Genomic DNA, 15,340 nt, shown 5'->3' on the forward strand with positions numbered 1-15,340 from the left:
TATCAAGATTTAGAATTAAACAGCTCTATAATAAAAGAATTACTGAGGTTGTCTGAGTCTGTGTTTAATAATGTTGAGAAAATTGAAATTATTGATAATACCGAAGAAATCATTTTAACCAGTGATAAGGAGTTGGTGAAAGAGTTGTGTGTTTTTCTATACGATAAGGAAAAAATAAATATTAATGAAGTAGTATTGAATCGTTTATTAAGTAGTGATGCTGGTGACGAGTATAAAGTTGCTGTTTTCAATATTTATTATAGTAAGAATTTTTCTTTGAATGTTTTAAATGTTAGAATTAAATCTTTGGGACCACCATACGATTTTGTATTAGGAAGAAAGCATTTAAAATTAAAAGATTATCCCTTTAATAGGTTGTTTTGTAAAAATTTAAAAGATAGATATGTTGGTGATATTTCTGAAAGGCAGGGAATCATAACTGTCATACCAAAAGGTGTTAAAAGATAAACCCGCTCTACGAAGTCTCCAGACTTCGTCACACAAACTGAGCGAACAATACAAATCCACAATCAAAGTCGTTGAGAGGCACAAAACACCCGAGCGAAGGGAACGGAGCGTTAGCTAATCTCACTATCAAAAGCTAACTCAACAAATCATTGGAACGGGTTATTGTATATTTGTAACTAAAATCTAAAAACAAAAAAAATGGGAACCAAAAAGACAGTCCTAGTTATAGGTATAGACCCCTCGCTAATTGATTTTACGACACCTGAATTTGCAGCAATGCCAGGTCTTACAGCCGAAAAGGTTGAAATGGGAATTAAAAATTCAATAACTCAACTTAACGAAATTGGATATGATGCGCATTTGTGTTGGACTGATTTTGGCGCAACGGCTATTGATGTCATTAAAAAACAATTACAGGAAAAACATTTTGATTGTGTCCTTATTGGCGCAGGAATCAGAAAGCCGGAATCCACTTTTTTATTTTTTGAAAAAGCAATTAATGTTATTCTTGAATTTTCCCCGAAATCAAAAATCTGTTTTAATACAAACCCAATGGATACGGTAGCTGCTGTTCAGCGTTGGATAAGTAATTAAATTAAAAATCTTTCAGAATTTTGAAAAATAAAAAGTATGTCAAAACGAGACGAATTACAGAAATTACCATTATATCAAAAAGCAGAACAAATTTTTAAAATCACGCACGGATTAGTAGAAATTTTTCCCGCTGACAATGAATTTCTACAAGAAACAAGAGTTCGATTTATGTTGGAAAATGCAATGATAATACCCGCTAAAATTGCAGGAGCCCAAGCAGTCGAGTTGTATGATATAAAAATGGAAAATGCCACCATAATTCGAAAAGCAGCAAGAGAACTCTATGTTCAAGTTGGTAGTTTACGTTTTGAAGAGGATATCTCGGACAAAGACTATATCCTTTTGTTGAGAAAAGAAATCGATGAATTCCGATTGTTATTTATTGATTGGGTAGCTGGTTTTGATGTGTGGAATTATATTAAAGACGATTGGGGATTGTTCAACCCACCAGGAGTAAATGCGCACGATAAAGACCCCGATGAAGACATTCCTTTTAATCCTGATGATTTTTTTTAATTTTGAGGATGGTGATGAGAATGAATAATTCAAATACACCATTAATTCGATGCCTCTGGGTCGTTAACAGAAGCCTAGTATTTACAAAACAAAAAAGCAACTCCATCAAGAGTTGCTTTTTTAGTTTATGCCTACTAATGAATAACCCGTAAATAATACAACTTTTCTAAAAAGTATTATAATACAATCTTTAACCAATACTCTGACCTTTACAAGGTTGAAAATAATTTAAAAACGAAACATTATGAACAATATATTCAGAGGCCTGTTAGCAGGTTATGGCGCAAAAAAACTTGGAGGTGGATGCTTCGGTACAATTTTAGTCTTTATAATTATCTGGGTGCTTTTGGGTCAGTGCAGTTAAAACTTTAAATTCTATTCAACAAAAAAATATAAACAATCTAAAACAAAACAGTTATGAGTACAGGTAAAGTAATATTAGGAACAGTAGCGGGTCTTGCCGTAGGCGGAATTTTAGGAATCCTTTTTGCTCCAGATAAAGGTTCAGTAACCCGAAAACAAATCTTGGACAAAGGAAATGATTATGCTGACGATTTGAAATCAAAACTTAACGAGTTTTCTGATTCCATCACAGAAAAACTTCAAAACGCAAAAGAATTTGCACAGGGGCTAACAGAGGATGCGAAAGCAGAATTTGATGAAGCTAAATTTGATACCAATCACAGCGCTTCAAAATATTAATTATAAATAAAATATAGTATGACTGACGATACAACCCCCATAGCAATGCTTTTTGAGCGGGCAGAAGATTACAGTAAAACAACTTTAAGGTTGTTTAAGCTAAATGCCATAGACAAATCCGCCGATGTAGCTTCATCTCTTGTTGCACGACTTGCAGTGATTATGACCGTTGTATTCTCAGTTTTGATTATTAGTATGGGCGTGTCAATATGGTTAGGAAAGCAGCTTGGCGATGCTTCATACGGTTTTTTTATAGTTGGCGCTTTTTATGCCTTCATGGCAATTCTTCTTCATCTATTTCGTAAACAATGGCTAAAATATCCTGTTAGCAATTCTATTATTAAACAATTGCTAAAAGAAAAAATGCTATGAAAAGGATAAACGAAACAGATTCATTAAATGAAATGATTCTTCTACAAGAGAAGAAACACGATATTCAGTTGGCCATATTGAAAGATCAGTTTGATGCTGCTTATGAAAGTATAAAACCCATAAATCTCATCAAATCGCTAATTCACGAAGTAACCACTGCTCCAGAAATAAAAAATGACCTTAGCACCGATATCATAGCTTTAGCTACTGGATTTATTTCAAAGAAACTTTTGGTAAACAATTCCCATAGTCCTGTCAAAAAGGTATTAGGAACAGTACTCCAATTTGCAATGACCAACGTGGTTGCTAAACATTCAGATAGCATCAAAAACATTGGAAGCAATCTTTTGAATCATTTTTCGCATAAAAATAAAAGCTAAGCAAATTATTGTATTGAAAACAAATTAGAATTGTTTTTATCAATAATCCAGCTCTTCGATTCTAATACTAAATTATAAAAGTGTAGTTTTTTAGTAGATATTCTTCAGATTTATACCATCTCTTTAAATAATGTTATTTTCTTACTTTTAAATAAAATAAACGTATTTTGTCGATATTTTAATAAAGTTTAACTAATTTTATAACAGATTTTAAAAGCCTAAACGAAGCTAAATAACAGTAACCGTTTGTCTTTCAAAGAATTTTAAAAAAAAAGGAATAAAACAATTATACTTATGAAATCAACATTACACTTCTTAATTGATTTTTTTGCAACTATATATGATTTGGTTATTGAATTTTTTGCATTGCAATATGATTTGGTCGTTGGCTTTATAGTTTTTTTAGGGGAGTATTTCAAATGGGTTACTACTAGCTCTCGCAAGTCTACTGATTTTTCCAAACATGCTGAGGAACCAATAAAACTCCACAATCAAAACCCATTCGATGTTAGATAACTATAATTCATAAAATTCTAAATGTTTAAAAAACAATATTCCTACCTTTGGCACAATACCAAAACAAAAATCGAAAAGCACATGCTTTCGATTGATTAAAAAATAAAAAATGAAGTTCAAAGGAGTTATTTTTGATTTAGACGGAACACTGGTTAATTCACTTGAAGACATTGCAGATGCTATGAACAGTGTCCTTCAAAACCTCAACTACCCTACTCATAATTATGAAACTTATCAATATTTCATTGGCAGTGGACTTCGGAATTTGGTGAGTAAAGCATTGCCCGAAAAACATAATGATGAAAAACATATCGATCGTTGTTACCAACTGATGATTGAGGAATACAGTGATAATTGCACCCGTAAAACAAAACCTTATGATGGGATTATCGAATTATTGAATCACTTAATTTCAAACAATATAAAATTGAGTGTATTTTCGAATAAATCGGATGAGCTTACCAAGAGAATTGCGACTGCTTTATTTCCTAACTATTTTGAGCACATCGTAGGTTTGAGTGTTGAATCACTAAAAAAGCCTAATCCATCTGAAGCCATAGCCATAAGCAAAACTCTAGGATTAAAAGCTGAAGAAATAATTTTCGTCGGAGATTCTGGAATTGATATGCAAACGGCTACCAATGCCAATATGTTTGCGGTGGGGGTTTCATGGGGATATCGACCAGAAGAAGAATTGATTGCTGAAGGAGCAAAATATGTGTTAAGCAATCCTTTGGATTTAATCCAGATTTTACAACCCGTTGGTGTGAATATATTGACGTAACTGTTTGTTCCTCCAAAAAAACTCAACTCATACCAAACTTTGAGCAGGAATTGGTATTCAAATTTGAAAATTGACAAAGATTTTTTTCTATATCTTTGATATTCAATCCAAAAAACTATAATCATGGTCAATAACATCTTAAGAAACGGAATTTTAGGAGGAATAATTGCTGCAATTGTTATGGCTTCGATGACATTTTATATGAAAACTAATCCGGGAGTGGAACCCAATGCAATGATTGGTTTTGCCGGCATGCTTTTGGCTTTTATCTTTTTAATATTAGGCATCAAACAACAACGTACAATTGACAATGGAACAATCTCTTTTGGAAAAGCTTTCTTAACGGGATTGGGTATCTCTATCGTTATTTCAACCATTTATGTTTTGATTTGGCTGGTTATTTATTATAATTTTTTCCCTGATTTTATGGAAAAATACAGTGAAATAGCACTAAAGAACACCAAACCCGAAGAACTTGCAGCCAAAACCATCGAAATAAACCAAATGAAAGAATGGTACAAAAGTCCGTTAATGGTAATTCTGCTCACGTATATGGAAATATTTCCACTAGGAATTGTAGTTTCTTTAATTGGGGCATTAGCTTTAAAGAAAAAATGAATTGTTTTATTGTTCTATTTTTTCAAAAGTTAAATAATCAATAGCCGAATCGCCTTTACTATCATCTTTCAGTTTCAAAGAAGTTCCTGTATTTTCGATTACTTTCCAATCGTCAGTCAAATCGATTAAAATATCTGGAGAGCCGAATGCAATATTAAAAATGGTACTGTATAAATCATCATCTGATGTACTTTTGGACACAAACCATACTCCGGTATAAGAATTCATTTGCTTTGAAGCGGTTAAAACAGTATTATCGTCAAAAGTGAAATTGTATCCAGCGTAATCTTGAGTTTCATCCTTGCCTGAATCGTAAAAATAACTGATTTTCCATACCCCGTCTTTTACGGAATCCGTTACATCATCGACCGTATTTTTACTATCGTCATTACTACAGGAAACAAAAGTTGCGGTTACAATAATTATCAATAAAACAACTCGGAATATTTTTCTGAAACTCATAGTATTTGTAAATTTTAGTGATTCTCTTTTCGAATTCAGCCTTGTGTAAAATTAAGAATTAAAATTTGACTTCAACTCAATTTTTAAAAGCAATATTGTATTAAAAACTACAATCAAAAGCAAACTCAACTAAATCATTTAGGAACCTGAAAATTATTGAAGAATCGTAGAATATTTAACTCTAATTTACCGCTGTTTTTTCATTAAATCGATACATTTGTTAGGTAACCATATTTTAAAATCATGAGAATAGAAACCGAACTTAAATTAGGATTTAAAGATGTAATGATCAGACCCAAACGCTCTACTTTGAAGAGTCGATCACAGGTTTCTCTAGAGAGGGAATACAAGTTCTTGCACAGTTCCATCACTTGGTCTGGAGTTCCTATCATGGGAGCCAACATGGATACGGTGGGGACTTTTGAAATGGCATTGGCATTGGCCAAAGAAAACCTTTTTACAGCCATTCATAAACATTATTATCTTGAGCAATGGAGTGAATTTATGAAAAATGCACCCGAAAATATTTCCGATTATATTGCGGTAAGCTCAGGAACCGGAAAAAATGATTTCAAGAAGATCGGCGAAATATTTGAGCAAAGCCCACAATTAAAATTCATTTGCATCGATGTTGCCAATGGCTATTCCGAGCATTTTGTGAGTTTTCTAAAAAAAGCACGCGAACAATATCCAGACAAAGTAATTATTGCCGGCAATGTGGTTACTGGCGAAATGGTCGAAGAATTACTATTGGCCGGTGCCGATATCGTAAAAGTGGGAATAGGTCCAGGTTCAGTATGTACTACAAGGGTAAAAACGGGTGTGGGTTATCCCCAACTTTCGGCAATCATAGAATGTGCTGATGCCGCTCATGGATTGGGAGGACATATCATCAGCGATGGCGGTTGTGCCACTCCGGGTGATGTTGCCAAAGCCTTTGGTGCCGGTGCCGATTTTGTAATGCTTGGCGGCATGCTTGCGGGACACAACGAAAGTGGTGGCGAAATGGTTGAAATTGCCGGCGAAAAGTATAAAAAATTCTACGGAATGAGTTCGGAGACAGCCATGAACAAACACGTTGGCGGTGTCGCAGAATACAGAGCCAGCGAAGGGAAAACAGTTCAGGTTCCTTTCAAAGGAGATGTCATCGATACCTTAAAAGATATCCTTGGTGGCATCAGAAGCACCTGTACGTATGTTGGCGCATCCAAGCTGAAAGAATTGACCAAAAGAACCACATTTATAAGGGTTATGGAACAAGAGAATGTTATATTTAATAGATAATCATAATAAAAACACTAGTCAAATGGCTGGTGTTTTTTTTGGGAGCACAACAATGTTTTTTCAGAACAGCTTCCCTCCCGCTTTCCGTTACAATCCACGCCAAAAAGCGTGGGATTTTCACTGCAATCGGGGCTAAACGAGAAATTTAGTATTTCAAAAATAAATTCAACCAAAAAGTAGTAGTTTCGCATAAACAAACAATTGTAGCACATCGATTGAATTTTGACAAAACAGTACCAAAATCAATTCACTTTTTAAACCAAAATTATAATGGCATCAGGTTTTTTCGCACTATTAGATGATATCGCAGCACTTATGGATGATGTTGCAGTAATGAGCAAAATTGCTGCCAAAAAAACGGCAGGTATTTTGGGAGATGATTTGGCTGTAAATGCCGAAAAAGCCTCCGGATTTATTTCATCAAGAGAACTTCCCGTACTATGGGCAATTGCAAAAGGTTCTTTTATCAACAAAATAATCATTTTACCTATCGCCTTTCTGCTGAGTGCTTTTTTTCCATTGGCAATTATAATAATCCTGGTACTTGGGGGGCTTTTTTTAGCATATGAAGGCGCCGAAAAAATATACGAATATCTGTTCCCACATAAGCATTCAACTGTAGAAACCACAATCCAAGAATATACAGAAGAAGAAATTTTGGCATTTGAAAAAGAAAAAATAAAATCAGCCATAGTAACCGATTTTATTTTATCGGTAGAGATTGTAATTATTGCACTAGGAACCGTAATTGAGGAAACTTTAACATCTCAGATTCTTGTTGTCTCTTTTATTGCCATATTGGCTACCGTTGGTGTTTACGGAATCGTAGCGATTATTGTAAGAATGGATGAACTGGGCTTTAAACTTATTGGAATGAGCACCAAAGAAAACAGCCCATCAAAAATCATTGGTAATTTTCTGGTGCAGGCCTTGCCAAAAATCATCAAAAGCTTAGCCGTAATTGGCACGATAGCTTTGCTTTTAGTTGCTGGGGGTATATTTATTCATAAAATTGAATTTTTACATCATTTATTTCCTCAATTACCCTCTATTTTAAAAGAATTTATCAGCGGACTTGTAATCGGATTTATTGTTTTGGGAATTGTAAACGTATTCAAAAAGATGTTTGGGAAGAAGTAAGGAAAACATTTTTAACAGATAAAGTCATGAAAATAAATAGAGAATGGCATTTAGAAAACAAAATGCCCAAAAATCCAACTTTCGACCAAAGAGTCGCATGGCATTTGGAGCACGAAAAAAATTGCAAATGCAGATCAATTCCTGAGAAACTCCTGGAGGAAATGGCAAATAAAAAAGCCAAACCCAATAACAACTAATTATTGGGTTTGGCTTTTATTTTTATACTTACACTGTTTTCCTCTCTCCTATCTGCTGTCTCCACATCGCATAATACAATCCTTTTTCATCCAGTAAATCTTGGTGCTTTCCTTGCTCTATAATAGCTCCTTGTTCTAATACATATATTCTGTCTGCATGCATAATGGTAGACAAACGATGTGCTATCAATACCGTAATTTGGTCTTGTTTGGAAGAGATGCTTTTGATGGTTTTCGTAATCTCTTCTTCGGTGATGGAGTCCAGCGCGGATGTCGCTTCATCAAACAACAGTAATCTTGGGTTTCTCAATAACGCCCTTGCAATCGATAATCGTTGTTTTTCTCCACCTGATACTTTAATTCCGCCCTCACCAATAGTGGTGTCCAATCCTTTTTCGGCGCGCTCCAATAAATTTTGACAGGCCGATTTTTGTAAAACATCATTTATTTCTTCATCGGTTGCATTCGGTTTTACAAACAATAAATTATCTTTTATAGTTCCAGAAAATAATTGTGCATCTTGGGTCACAAATCCCAATTGTTGTCGCAACTCAGTTAAATCAATGTCTTTGGCATTTTTTTCATTATAAAAAATAGCTCCTTCTTCGGGAGTGTATAATCCAACTAGCATTTTTACCAAAGTTGTTTTACCGCTTCCCGAAGGCCCGACAAACGCAATGGTTTCTCCTGCTTTTGCTTCGAAAGAAATATCCTTAACCGCATAAGAAGTCGCCGTTTGGTGCTTGAACGAAATATTCGAAAATCTCAAATTATTAATAAACCCAATAGTTTTTGGAAACAAAGGCCTCACTTCACTTTTGGCATTCATCAAATCGCCAAAATTATCCATCGAAGCTTTTGTCTCGTTATAAGTCGCAATAACATTTCCAAGTTCCTGTAGCGGATTAAACAAAAAGAAAGAGAAAAACATTAACGTAATCAAATCCCCCGGTTTGATGATTCCTTGAAAAATAAACATATACAACGCAAAAACCAAAGAGGTCCTCATAAAATGAACGGTTGTTCCCTGAATGAAACTCAACGACCGAATGAACCGCACTTTCTTTAATTCAAGACCCAATATTTTTATTGTCGTACTGTTGAGACGATTCACTTCCTGCTCCGTTAGACCCAAGCTTTTTACCAATTCAATATTGCGTAGCGATTCGGTTGTAGCTCCGGCCAAAGCGGTTGTTTCACCCAATATCTCCTTAGAAACTTTTTTTATTTTTTTTCCCAAAAAAGAACTGACAAATGCAATTACAGGAACAGTTATCAAGAAGATGGGACCTAATAACCAATGGATGCTAATGGCATACCCTGTCACAAATACAATACCGATGATCGATTGAAAGACTAATGAAATGGCCAAAGTGATGAACTTTTCACAATCAATTTTTACTTTCTGAAGTTTTCCCAATGTTTCACCGCTTCGTTGGTCTTCAAAATCCTGAAATGGTAGTTCTAACGCTTTCTGAATACCCTCGGTATACATTTTTGCTCCTGTGCGCTGAATAATAATATTGGTGAAATAATCCTGAAAGTTCTTGGCTATTCTGGACATCATTGCTGCTCCTAATGAAAGTGCCAACCATCCCAAAACTGCTTTGGTAAAATTTGGTAAATTATGATTGAAATCGGCAACACCAACACCACATTGGTTCAAGAGTTTACCAATAATAATGGAGTCGTACAAAGAAAAACATTGGTTGATTGCCGCCAAAAACAAAGCCAAAAACAATAATGATTTATGCTCTTTGATATAGGTATATAATATTTTCATACTCGTTTTAAAAAATTGAAATACAAAACTACAACTATTGGATTCAAAAAATTAAAATCAACCAAATAATAACACAACAAATTCCCGTTATTATATAACACTTCCCCTTGTTTAAATTTTCATTTTTACAAAAAGAAATTCCTTATGCAAAAGTCCGTCCTTATTTTAATCCTCCTTATGATTTTCTGTTCGTGCAAACAACAGAATCAGGAAACTATTGAACCAAAAAAAACAATAATTCGAAAACAGCCCAAAAGTATTTCGTTTCATTTCGAAAATACCAAAGAATGGCTTGCAAAGTATACTGACAGTACACAAATCCGAATCGTTCTTGCTGTGAACCGAACCGATAAAAACAATATTACCAAAATGGATTCTATCATTGCACCCAAGGATTTGACGGGCGATGTAGCCTTTTATCTTCCATTTCCGCTAGAAGTTCCTTATTTGAAAGACATCAATAAAATTATCTTCTTTTCGTATCCTACACAAACCTTTGCTGCTTACGAAAACGGTGATTTGATTTACACTGGCCCCACCAATATGGGACGAAAAAAAGACCCCACACCTACCGGACTTTTTTACACCAACTGGAAAGCCGAAAAAACAACAAGTACTTTCAATGATGAGTGGGATTTACGTTGGAACTTTAATATTGCCAATAAATTAGGCGTTGGCTGGCATCAGTATGAATTGCCTGGCTATCCGGCCTCACATTCCTGTTTGCGCCTTCAGGAAAAAGATGCCATATACCTTTACACTTGGGCAGACCAATGGATATTGAAGGATGATGAAAACGTACTCGTGAAAGGAACTCCTGTTATTGTTTTTGGTAAATACGATTTTGATGCGCCAAAACCCTGGCTGCAATTAGTTCAAAACCCTAAAGCATTGAACATTTCAGCAGCCGAAATAGAAAACACAACGAAACCGTACTTAAACGGCATTTTATCGGAACAGAATAAAAGGGAAAAACTGCCAAGCAAAGAGTAAAAAAGGTTGCAGGTTGCAGGTTATCAGAATTAGCAGTAATTCTTTTCTCGCAAAGACGCAAAGACGCAAAGAAAACAGTATTAAACTTTGCGTCTCTGCGCCTTTGCGAGACAGTAATTCAACAAAATCTTAGTATAAAACTAAAAAGCTATATTCATTCAAACTCATTAATCCCATCAATAACCTCTTTAGCAATTTTCAAACTCTTTAATTTATCTTGATGACTAAAAATCGGACTGGTAATCATCAGTTCATCCACACGGGAATGGTTGATAAAATCTTTTAATTCTTTGGCCAATGTTTCCTTACTGCCTATAAATGAACCAGCCGTCATTTGGTTGACGTGAAAACGAGCTTCTTCGCTCATATCATTCATCAGATCTGTCAAAGAAGCCACGGGAGGCTGCAACGGTTTTCTGGTATTTTGAACTAAATTCTGAAACATTTGATACAGACTCGTCGATAAAACTTCGGCTTCATTATCCGTATCGGCGGCAATTACATTCACGCAAGCCATTGTTTTTGGTTTGTCCAAATATATGGAAGGCTTAAAATTTTCTCTATAAAACTCAAAAGCTTGAATCATTTGTCTTGGCGCAAAATGTCCTGCAAAAGCATACGGCAATCCATAAGCCGCAGCCAGCGAAGCGCTATCCATACTCGAACCCAAAATCCAAATGGGAACATTCGTCCCCTCAGCCGGAAAAGCACGTACTTTTGACGTAGCATTCTCTTTAGAAAAATAGTCCTGCAACGCTTTTACATTCTGCGGAAACCGTTGCGATTCGGCAATAAAATCAGGCCGAATGGCTTGTGCCGTCTGCGAATCGGTTCCGGGTGCTCTTCCCAAACCAAGGTCAATTCGCTCAGGATACAAAATTCCCAAAGTTCCAAACTGCTCGGCAATAATCAATGGCGAATGATTGGGCAACATAATCCCACCCGATCCTACCCGAATATTCTGGGTCTGACTCGCAATAAAGCCAATCAAAACAACCGTAGCCGTACTCGCCACGTGAGCCATATTATGGTGTTCGGCCAACCAAAAACGTTTATAGCCAAGACCATCGGCAAGTTGCGCCAGTGCAGTAGTTTTTTGCATCGTTTCGCTGGCATCGCTGCCTTGCGTAATTATCGCTAACTCTAATAAGGAAATCGGAATCGGGGTTTTCATATTCATCATAAGTTTGCACAAATTTAATCATTACCGCTTAGCGTATTTATGCCAAAACGTTAATTCAATTATAATATTTAAACCGAGTTTCTTTACAATTATTTAGGAGCAGAAGTATTTGTCATTTCATCAACAGTTGTCCCGCTGTCCACAATATCTTTTGGGTCTCGTTAAAAAAAAACGAGACCCGAAAGGATATTTGCTTCCATCGGGGCTAGACTACCAATTTTGTATTTCAGTAGAGCTTTTACAATTGGTTATTAATACCCCAAACATAAAAATTCGAATTTTTCATTGAATAGCGTTGCATAACGATAATGCTTTTTTTTTAATACGAAACACCAGTAACAATTTTAAATAGTAAACGTCATACCTTGAACTAAGCTACCAAATATGAAACTATCTCTCAAAAATTTTGAAGACTCACCCCAACTTTATGCAAGAATTGCTGGAATCCTATATTTATTAATTATAGTAGCTGGCATTTTTGGAGAACTTATGGTTCGAAGTAAATTAATCGTTTATGGAGATGCAAACGCCACTGCAAACAATATTATGAATTCTGAATTGCTATGGCGAATGAGCATTAGTGCCGATTTGGTTATGCAAATTTGTGATTTACCTGTTATGATAATTCTGTATTACCTTCTCAAACCTGTAAGTAAAAAATTGGCTTTGCTTAACTTGTCTTTTAATTTAATACAAACTGCCGTTTTGGTTGCCAACAAGTTAAATCTTTTGGCAGCATTGTTTTTCTTAGGAGATGCTGAATACTTGAAATCATTTAGCCCTGAACAACTGCACACTTTATCTTATCTTTCAATTAAACTACATGATTTTGGCTTTGGAATTGGGTTAATCTTTTTTGGTTTTGTATGTCTTATTGAAGGATATCTGCTTTTTAACTCCAATTATTTCCCTAAAACTATTGGAGTTCTAATGTCAATTGCTGGAATATGCTATCTTGCAAATAGTTTTGCACTCATTATAGCTCCACAACTTTCAAGTATCGCATTGCTAATGCCTTGCCTAATTGCCGAATTATCATTTAGTTTATGGCTCATTTTCAAAGGAGTAAATCTGCCTATCTGGAAAAATTCGGTTCGCAAAAATATATAAAAAGCTTTTTTTTTAAACTACCGGATAATTAGTAAAAATAATGCCAACGCAAAATTATTTTTTAAATAAATAGATCGAGGATATCCAATCCAAACCAATAGCGTACAAATTATGATGTTTTCTTTTAGTTCAATCCTAACTTTTAAACAACAAATACAATTGCAACTTAAAAAATCCAAAAGTCATTACACCAACTCTTTATAAAAATCCCCCCAGCTCTCCCTGCCCTGCTTTTCGTTACAATCCAGTCCCAAAAGCGTGGGATTTTCACTTCAATCGGGACTAAACCACAAATTTTGTTTTTCAGATGAAAATAATACTGAGATGTTATTATTAAGATTTAATTTCTTAAATAAATACATATATTTACTACAATCATAATGCAAAGTCACTAAATTAAGATGAATATGAGCTACAATGTAACGAGTATAAACAAGTTATAACCAATTTAACCAAAATTTATGGAAATTAAACATCAAGTATTTGTATCATCTACTTATTTAGATCTTGTTGAGGAAAGACAACAGGTGATTCATGCACTTTTAGAATTGGATTGTATCCCTGCAGGTATGGAATTATTTCCTGCAACTGATGAAGATGCATGGACACTTATAAAAGAGGTAATAGATAATTGTGATTATTATATATTAATAATTGCGGGTAAATATGGCTCTATGAATGGAAAAGGAGTTAGTTATACTGAAATGGAATTTGATTATGCAATTTTAACAAACAAACCTATAATTTGTTTTGTTCATCAAAACATAGAAGAATTACCATCTATAAAAACTGAAAAAACTGAAAGTTCTCAAAAAAAATTATTAGATTTTAAAACTAAAGCTCAAACAAAACATTGCAAATATTGGAATTCGCCAGAAGATTTAGGTGGAAAAGTTTCCAGAAGTATGGTTCAATTAAAAAAAAGACATCCCTCAGATGGCTGGATTCCAGGTAAATTTGCGGCTGACGAAAAATTTTTTAGAACAATTGAAGATTTAAGAAATAAAATAGAAGAACTTGAAAAAGAAAAATTTTTAAGTTTTGAAACTGCTCTTGTTCAACATTCAGAATTAGCTCAAGGTGATGATGTTATTGCTATGAAATTTTCACTTAGAAAAATTGAAAAAGGACCTCTTTTGGAAACTATTATTGAAGTGTCATGGGATAGAATTTTTTCATATGTAGGTACCATAATGATAGGGGAATGCACTGAAAGTGAATTTTTAGAAAAAATAAGACTTGTGTGCTGGCACTCATTAGACCCAAAAATTATAGGATTTAATGATTATTCTCAAATTGGAATCAGACATGTTTATTTTGATGTAATAAAAGTTCAATTACAAGCTTTAGGATTAATAATAAAAGGAAATAAGAAAAGAGCTGTTGCCGATAAAAATACTTATTGGAATATAACTCCTTTTGGAGAACAGTACTTAATAAAAGTTAGAGCTATTAGAAAAACTTTATGACAAACTGGCTATAACATCCCCGCCCCGCTAGTGCTAGCGTCACGCTCGTGAATACTCCAAGCTACTTATAAGACAATTGTAATATGATATTACCATCTGACAAAGAATATACACAGACGAAAAGGATAATACTTGGAACAGACAAGATGAAATCTGAATTTATTCCTCTTGCTGAGTGGATAGACAAGACCTATGACGTCAAAACTATCAACATTATTTACGACACATTAAACAATAAAACACCGAGAATTCAAATTTGCTTTGAGTATGAGAACGAGAAGAATAAATTTTTAACCAATGACATTTCATACTTTGACAACACAAAACAAAAAGCAATTAGGCAAAAATTTGGTGAGATAATTAAACAACAAGAACTATCTAAAAGCAACAACTCAATTTTAAACATTTTCGGTTTAAACAAAAAAGGTATTTATTTAACAGAAAATGTTTTTGTAGTTTATGGCGCATTTGAACCAGTTGCCAAAATTGAAGCGACTTATAAAATCAAAGAGAAGCAGACAGAAGAATTTATTAAGTCATTTGATAATAAAGACATTTGGACAATTTCTATTGGTTTTACTATTCCGACATTTTTTATGTTTACAGACGAGAAAGTAAGAGATTATGATAAATCCGAAATAAAAGAAATGTGGATTGACAAATACTATGAGTTTATAAAACCATTTGACGAGTTCAATTACTTTAAAAGAAATGAAATTAAAGTTTTAATTGACAGCAAAGAAAATTTTGATAATAACTATGAAAGTAA

General features: G+C 34.3%; 19 protein-coding genes. 16 read left to right on the forward strand and 3 right to left on the reverse strand.

What is annotated here, in order from left to right; all coding sequences use genetic code 11:
• From B0E44_RS18715 to B0E44_RS01960, 9 genes are all read left to right on the forward strand, one after another.
• A partial coding sequence (locus B0E44_RS18715; RefSeq protein WP_165688751.1) for a hypothetical protein occupies positions 1–468 on the forward strand: 468 nt, incomplete at its 5' end.
• 198 nt (positions 469–666) lie between these two features.
• The gene (locus B0E44_RS01925; protein ID WP_077370516.1) at positions 667–1,062 is read left to right on the forward strand and encodes a hypothetical protein; all 396 of its coding nucleotides are present in this window, start codon (positions 667–669) and stop codon (positions 1,060–1,062) included.
• A 36-nt stretch (positions 1,063–1,098) separates the two neighbouring features.
• Positions 1,099–1,578, forward strand: a complete 480-nt coding sequence (locus B0E44_RS01930; protein WP_077370517.1) for a hypothetical protein — start codon at positions 1,099–1,101, stop codon at positions 1,576–1,578.
• A 417-nt stretch (positions 1,579–1,995) separates the two neighbouring features.
• On the forward strand, positions 1,996–2,280 hold the full coding sequence (locus B0E44_RS01935; RefSeq protein WP_077370518.1) for a YtxH domain-containing protein: 285 nt from the start codon (positions 1,996–1,998) through the stop codon (positions 2,278–2,280).
• Positions 2,281–2,298: 18 nt separating this feature from the next.
• Entirely contained in the window at positions 2,299–2,652 is a 354-nt protein-coding gene (locus B0E44_RS01940) for a hypothetical protein (protein WP_077370519.1), read from the forward strand.
• Positions 2,649–3,032, forward strand: a complete 384-nt coding sequence (locus B0E44_RS01945; protein WP_077370520.1) for a hypothetical protein — start codon at positions 2,649–2,651, stop codon at positions 3,030–3,032. Before B0E44_RS01940 ends, B0E44_RS01945 begins: the two co-directional genes overlap by 4 nt.
• A gap of 294 nt (positions 3,033–3,326) precedes the next feature.
• Positions 3,327–3,548, forward strand: a complete 222-nt coding sequence (locus B0E44_RS01950; protein WP_077370521.1) for a hypothetical protein — start codon at positions 3,327–3,329, stop codon at positions 3,546–3,548.
• Positions 3,549–3,657: 109 nt separating this feature from the next.
• Positions 3,658–4,332, forward strand: coding sequence for an HAD family hydrolase (locus tag B0E44_RS01955; RefSeq protein ID WP_077370522.1), 675 nt, complete (start codon positions 3,658–3,660; stop codon positions 4,330–4,332).
• Positions 4,333–4,455: 123 nt separating this feature from the next.
• A complete protein-coding gene (locus tag B0E44_RS01960) occupies positions 4,456–4,950 on the forward strand; it encodes a DUF4199 domain-containing protein (protein WP_077370523.1) in 495 nt (164 codons plus the stop codon).
• 6 nt (positions 4,951–4,956) lie between these two features.
• Here the strand turns inward: B0E44_RS01960 and B0E44_RS01965 are convergent, their stop codons facing one another.
• Complete coding sequence (locus B0E44_RS01965) at positions 4,957–5,412, reverse strand: hypothetical protein (RefSeq protein WP_077370524.1); 456 nt, start codon at positions 5,410–5,412, stop codon at positions 4,957–4,959.
• Positions 5,413–5,655: 243 nt separating this feature from the next.
• Between B0E44_RS01965 and B0E44_RS01970 the strand changes: the two genes are divergently transcribed.
• The 3 genes from B0E44_RS01970 to B0E44_RS18720 all read left to right on the forward strand — a co-directional run bounded on the left by B0E44_RS01970 (position 5,656) and on the right by B0E44_RS18720 (position 8,033).
• Positions 5,656–6,696, forward strand: a complete 1,041-nt coding sequence (locus B0E44_RS01970) for a GMP reductase (protein WP_077370525.1) — start codon at positions 5,656–5,658, stop codon at positions 6,694–6,696.
• Positions 6,697–6,966: 270 nt separating this feature from the next.
• Complete coding sequence (locus tag B0E44_RS01975; protein ID WP_077370526.1) at positions 6,967–7,836, forward strand: DUF808 domain-containing protein; 870 nt, start codon at positions 6,967–6,969, stop codon at positions 7,834–7,836.
• Between the two features lie 26 nt (positions 7,837–7,862).
• Positions 7,863–8,033, forward strand: coding sequence for a hypothetical protein (locus tag B0E44_RS18720; RefSeq protein WP_165688752.1), 171 nt, complete (start codon positions 7,863–7,865; stop codon positions 8,031–8,033).
• A 28-nt stretch (positions 8,034–8,061) separates the two neighbouring features.
• On the opposite strand, the gene B0E44_RS01980 is transcribed toward B0E44_RS18720, so the two are convergent.
• Positions 8,062–9,816: an ABC transporter ATP-binding protein gene (locus tag B0E44_RS01980; protein WP_077370527.1), complete on the reverse strand. Its 1,755-nt coding sequence runs from the start codon at positions 9,814–9,816 to the stop codon at positions 8,062–8,064.
• A gap of 144 nt (positions 9,817–9,960) precedes the next feature.
• Between B0E44_RS01980 and B0E44_RS01985 the strand changes: the two genes are divergently transcribed.
• On the forward strand, positions 9,961–10,809 hold the full coding sequence (locus B0E44_RS01985) for a L,D-transpeptidase (RefSeq protein ID WP_077370528.1): 849 nt from the start codon (positions 9,961–9,963) through the stop codon (positions 10,807–10,809).
• A 154-nt stretch (positions 10,810–10,963) separates the two neighbouring features.
• Here the strand turns inward: B0E44_RS01985 and B0E44_RS01990 are convergent, their stop codons facing one another.
• The gene (locus B0E44_RS01990) at positions 10,964–11,983 is read right to left on the reverse strand and encodes an LLM class flavin-dependent oxidoreductase (RefSeq protein ID WP_077370529.1); all 1,020 of its coding nucleotides are present in this window, start codon (positions 11,981–11,983) and stop codon (positions 10,964–10,966) included.
• A 393-nt stretch (positions 11,984–12,376) separates the two neighbouring features.
• On the opposite strand from B0E44_RS01990, the gene B0E44_RS01995 reads away from it, so the two are divergent.
• From B0E44_RS01995 to B0E44_RS02005, 3 genes are all read left to right on the forward strand, one after another.
• Positions 12,377–13,102, forward strand: coding sequence for a DUF4386 domain-containing protein (locus B0E44_RS01995; protein WP_077370530.1), 726 nt, complete (start codon positions 12,377–12,379; stop codon positions 13,100–13,102).
• Positions 13,103–13,563: 461 nt separating this feature from the next.
• Positions 13,564–14,571 carry a DUF4062 domain-containing protein gene (locus tag B0E44_RS02000; RefSeq protein WP_077370531.1) on the forward strand — a complete coding sequence of 336 codons (1,008 nt, stop codon included), beginning with the start codon at positions 13,564–13,566 and terminating at the stop codon, positions 14,569–14,571.
• 83 nt (positions 14,572–14,654) lie between these two features.
• The coding region (locus B0E44_RS02005; protein ID WP_077370532.1) for a hypothetical protein at positions 14,655–15,340 on the forward strand (686 nt) is incomplete at its 3' end.

Source organism: Flavobacterium sp. A45, assembly GCF_002001005.1.
Taxonomy (GTDB): domain Bacteria; phylum Bacteroidota; class Bacteroidia; order Flavobacteriales; family Flavobacteriaceae; genus Flavobacterium.

Excerpts from the sequence above, each read along its gene's own strand:
- B0E44_RS01940 (WP_077370519.1), top strand. The coding sequence starts at position 2,299 with ATGACTGACGATACAACCCCCATAGCAATGCTTTTTGAGCGGGCAGAA.
- B0E44_RS01985 (WP_077370528.1), top strand. The coding sequence starts at position 9,961 with ATGCAAAAGTCCGTCCTTATTTTAATCCTCCTTATGATTTTCTGTTCG.
- B0E44_RS01995 (WP_077370530.1), top strand. The coding sequence starts at position 12,377 with ATGAAACTATCTCTCAAAAATTTTGAAGACTCACCCCAACTTTATGCA.
- B0E44_RS01980 (WP_077370527.1), bottom strand. The coding sequence starts at position 9,816 with ATGAAAATATTATATACCTATATCAAAGAGCATAAATCATTATTGTTT.
- B0E44_RS01970 (WP_077370525.1), top strand. The coding sequence starts at position 5,656 with ATGAGAATAGAAACCGAACTTAAATTAGGATTTAAAGATGTAATGATC.
- B0E44_RS01965 (WP_077370524.1), bottom strand. The coding sequence starts at position 5,412 with ATGAGTTTCAGAAAAATATTCCGAGTTGTTTTATTGATAATTATTGTA.
- B0E44_RS01975 (WP_077370526.1), top strand. The coding sequence starts at position 6,967 with ATGGCATCAGGTTTTTTCGCACTATTAGATGATATCGCAGCACTTATG.
- B0E44_RS01945 (WP_077370520.1), top strand. The coding sequence starts at position 2,649 with ATGAAAAGGATAAACGAAACAGATTCATTAAATGAAATGATTCTTCTA.
- B0E44_RS01955 (WP_077370522.1), top strand. The coding sequence starts at position 3,658 with ATGAAGTTCAAAGGAGTTATTTTTGATTTAGACGGAACACTGGTTAAT.
- B0E44_RS01950 (WP_077370521.1), top strand. The coding sequence starts at position 3,327 with ATGAAATCAACATTACACTTCTTAATTGATTTTTTTGCAACTATATAT.
- B0E44_RS01925 (WP_077370516.1), top strand. The coding sequence starts at position 667 with ATGGGAACCAAAAAGACAGTCCTAGTTATAGGTATAGACCCCTCGCTA.
- B0E44_RS01935 (WP_077370518.1), top strand. The coding sequence starts at position 1,996 with ATGAGTACAGGTAAAGTAATATTAGGAACAGTAGCGGGTCTTGCCGTA.
- B0E44_RS18720 (WP_165688752.1), top strand. The coding sequence starts at position 7,863 with ATGAAAATAAATAGAGAATGGCATTTAGAAAACAAAATGCCCAAAAAT.
- B0E44_RS01930 (WP_077370517.1), top strand. The coding sequence starts at position 1,099 with ATGTCAAAACGAGACGAATTACAGAAATTACCATTATATCAAAAAGCA.
- B0E44_RS01960 (WP_077370523.1), top strand. The coding sequence starts at position 4,456 with ATGGTCAATAACATCTTAAGAAACGGAATTTTAGGAGGAATAATTGCT.
- B0E44_RS02000 (WP_077370531.1), top strand. The coding sequence starts at position 13,564 with ATGGAAATTAAACATCAAGTATTTGTATCATCTACTTATTTAGATCTT.
- B0E44_RS01990 (WP_077370529.1), bottom strand. The coding sequence starts at position 11,983 with ATGAAAACCCCGATTCCGATTTCCTTATTAGAGTTAGCGATAATTACG.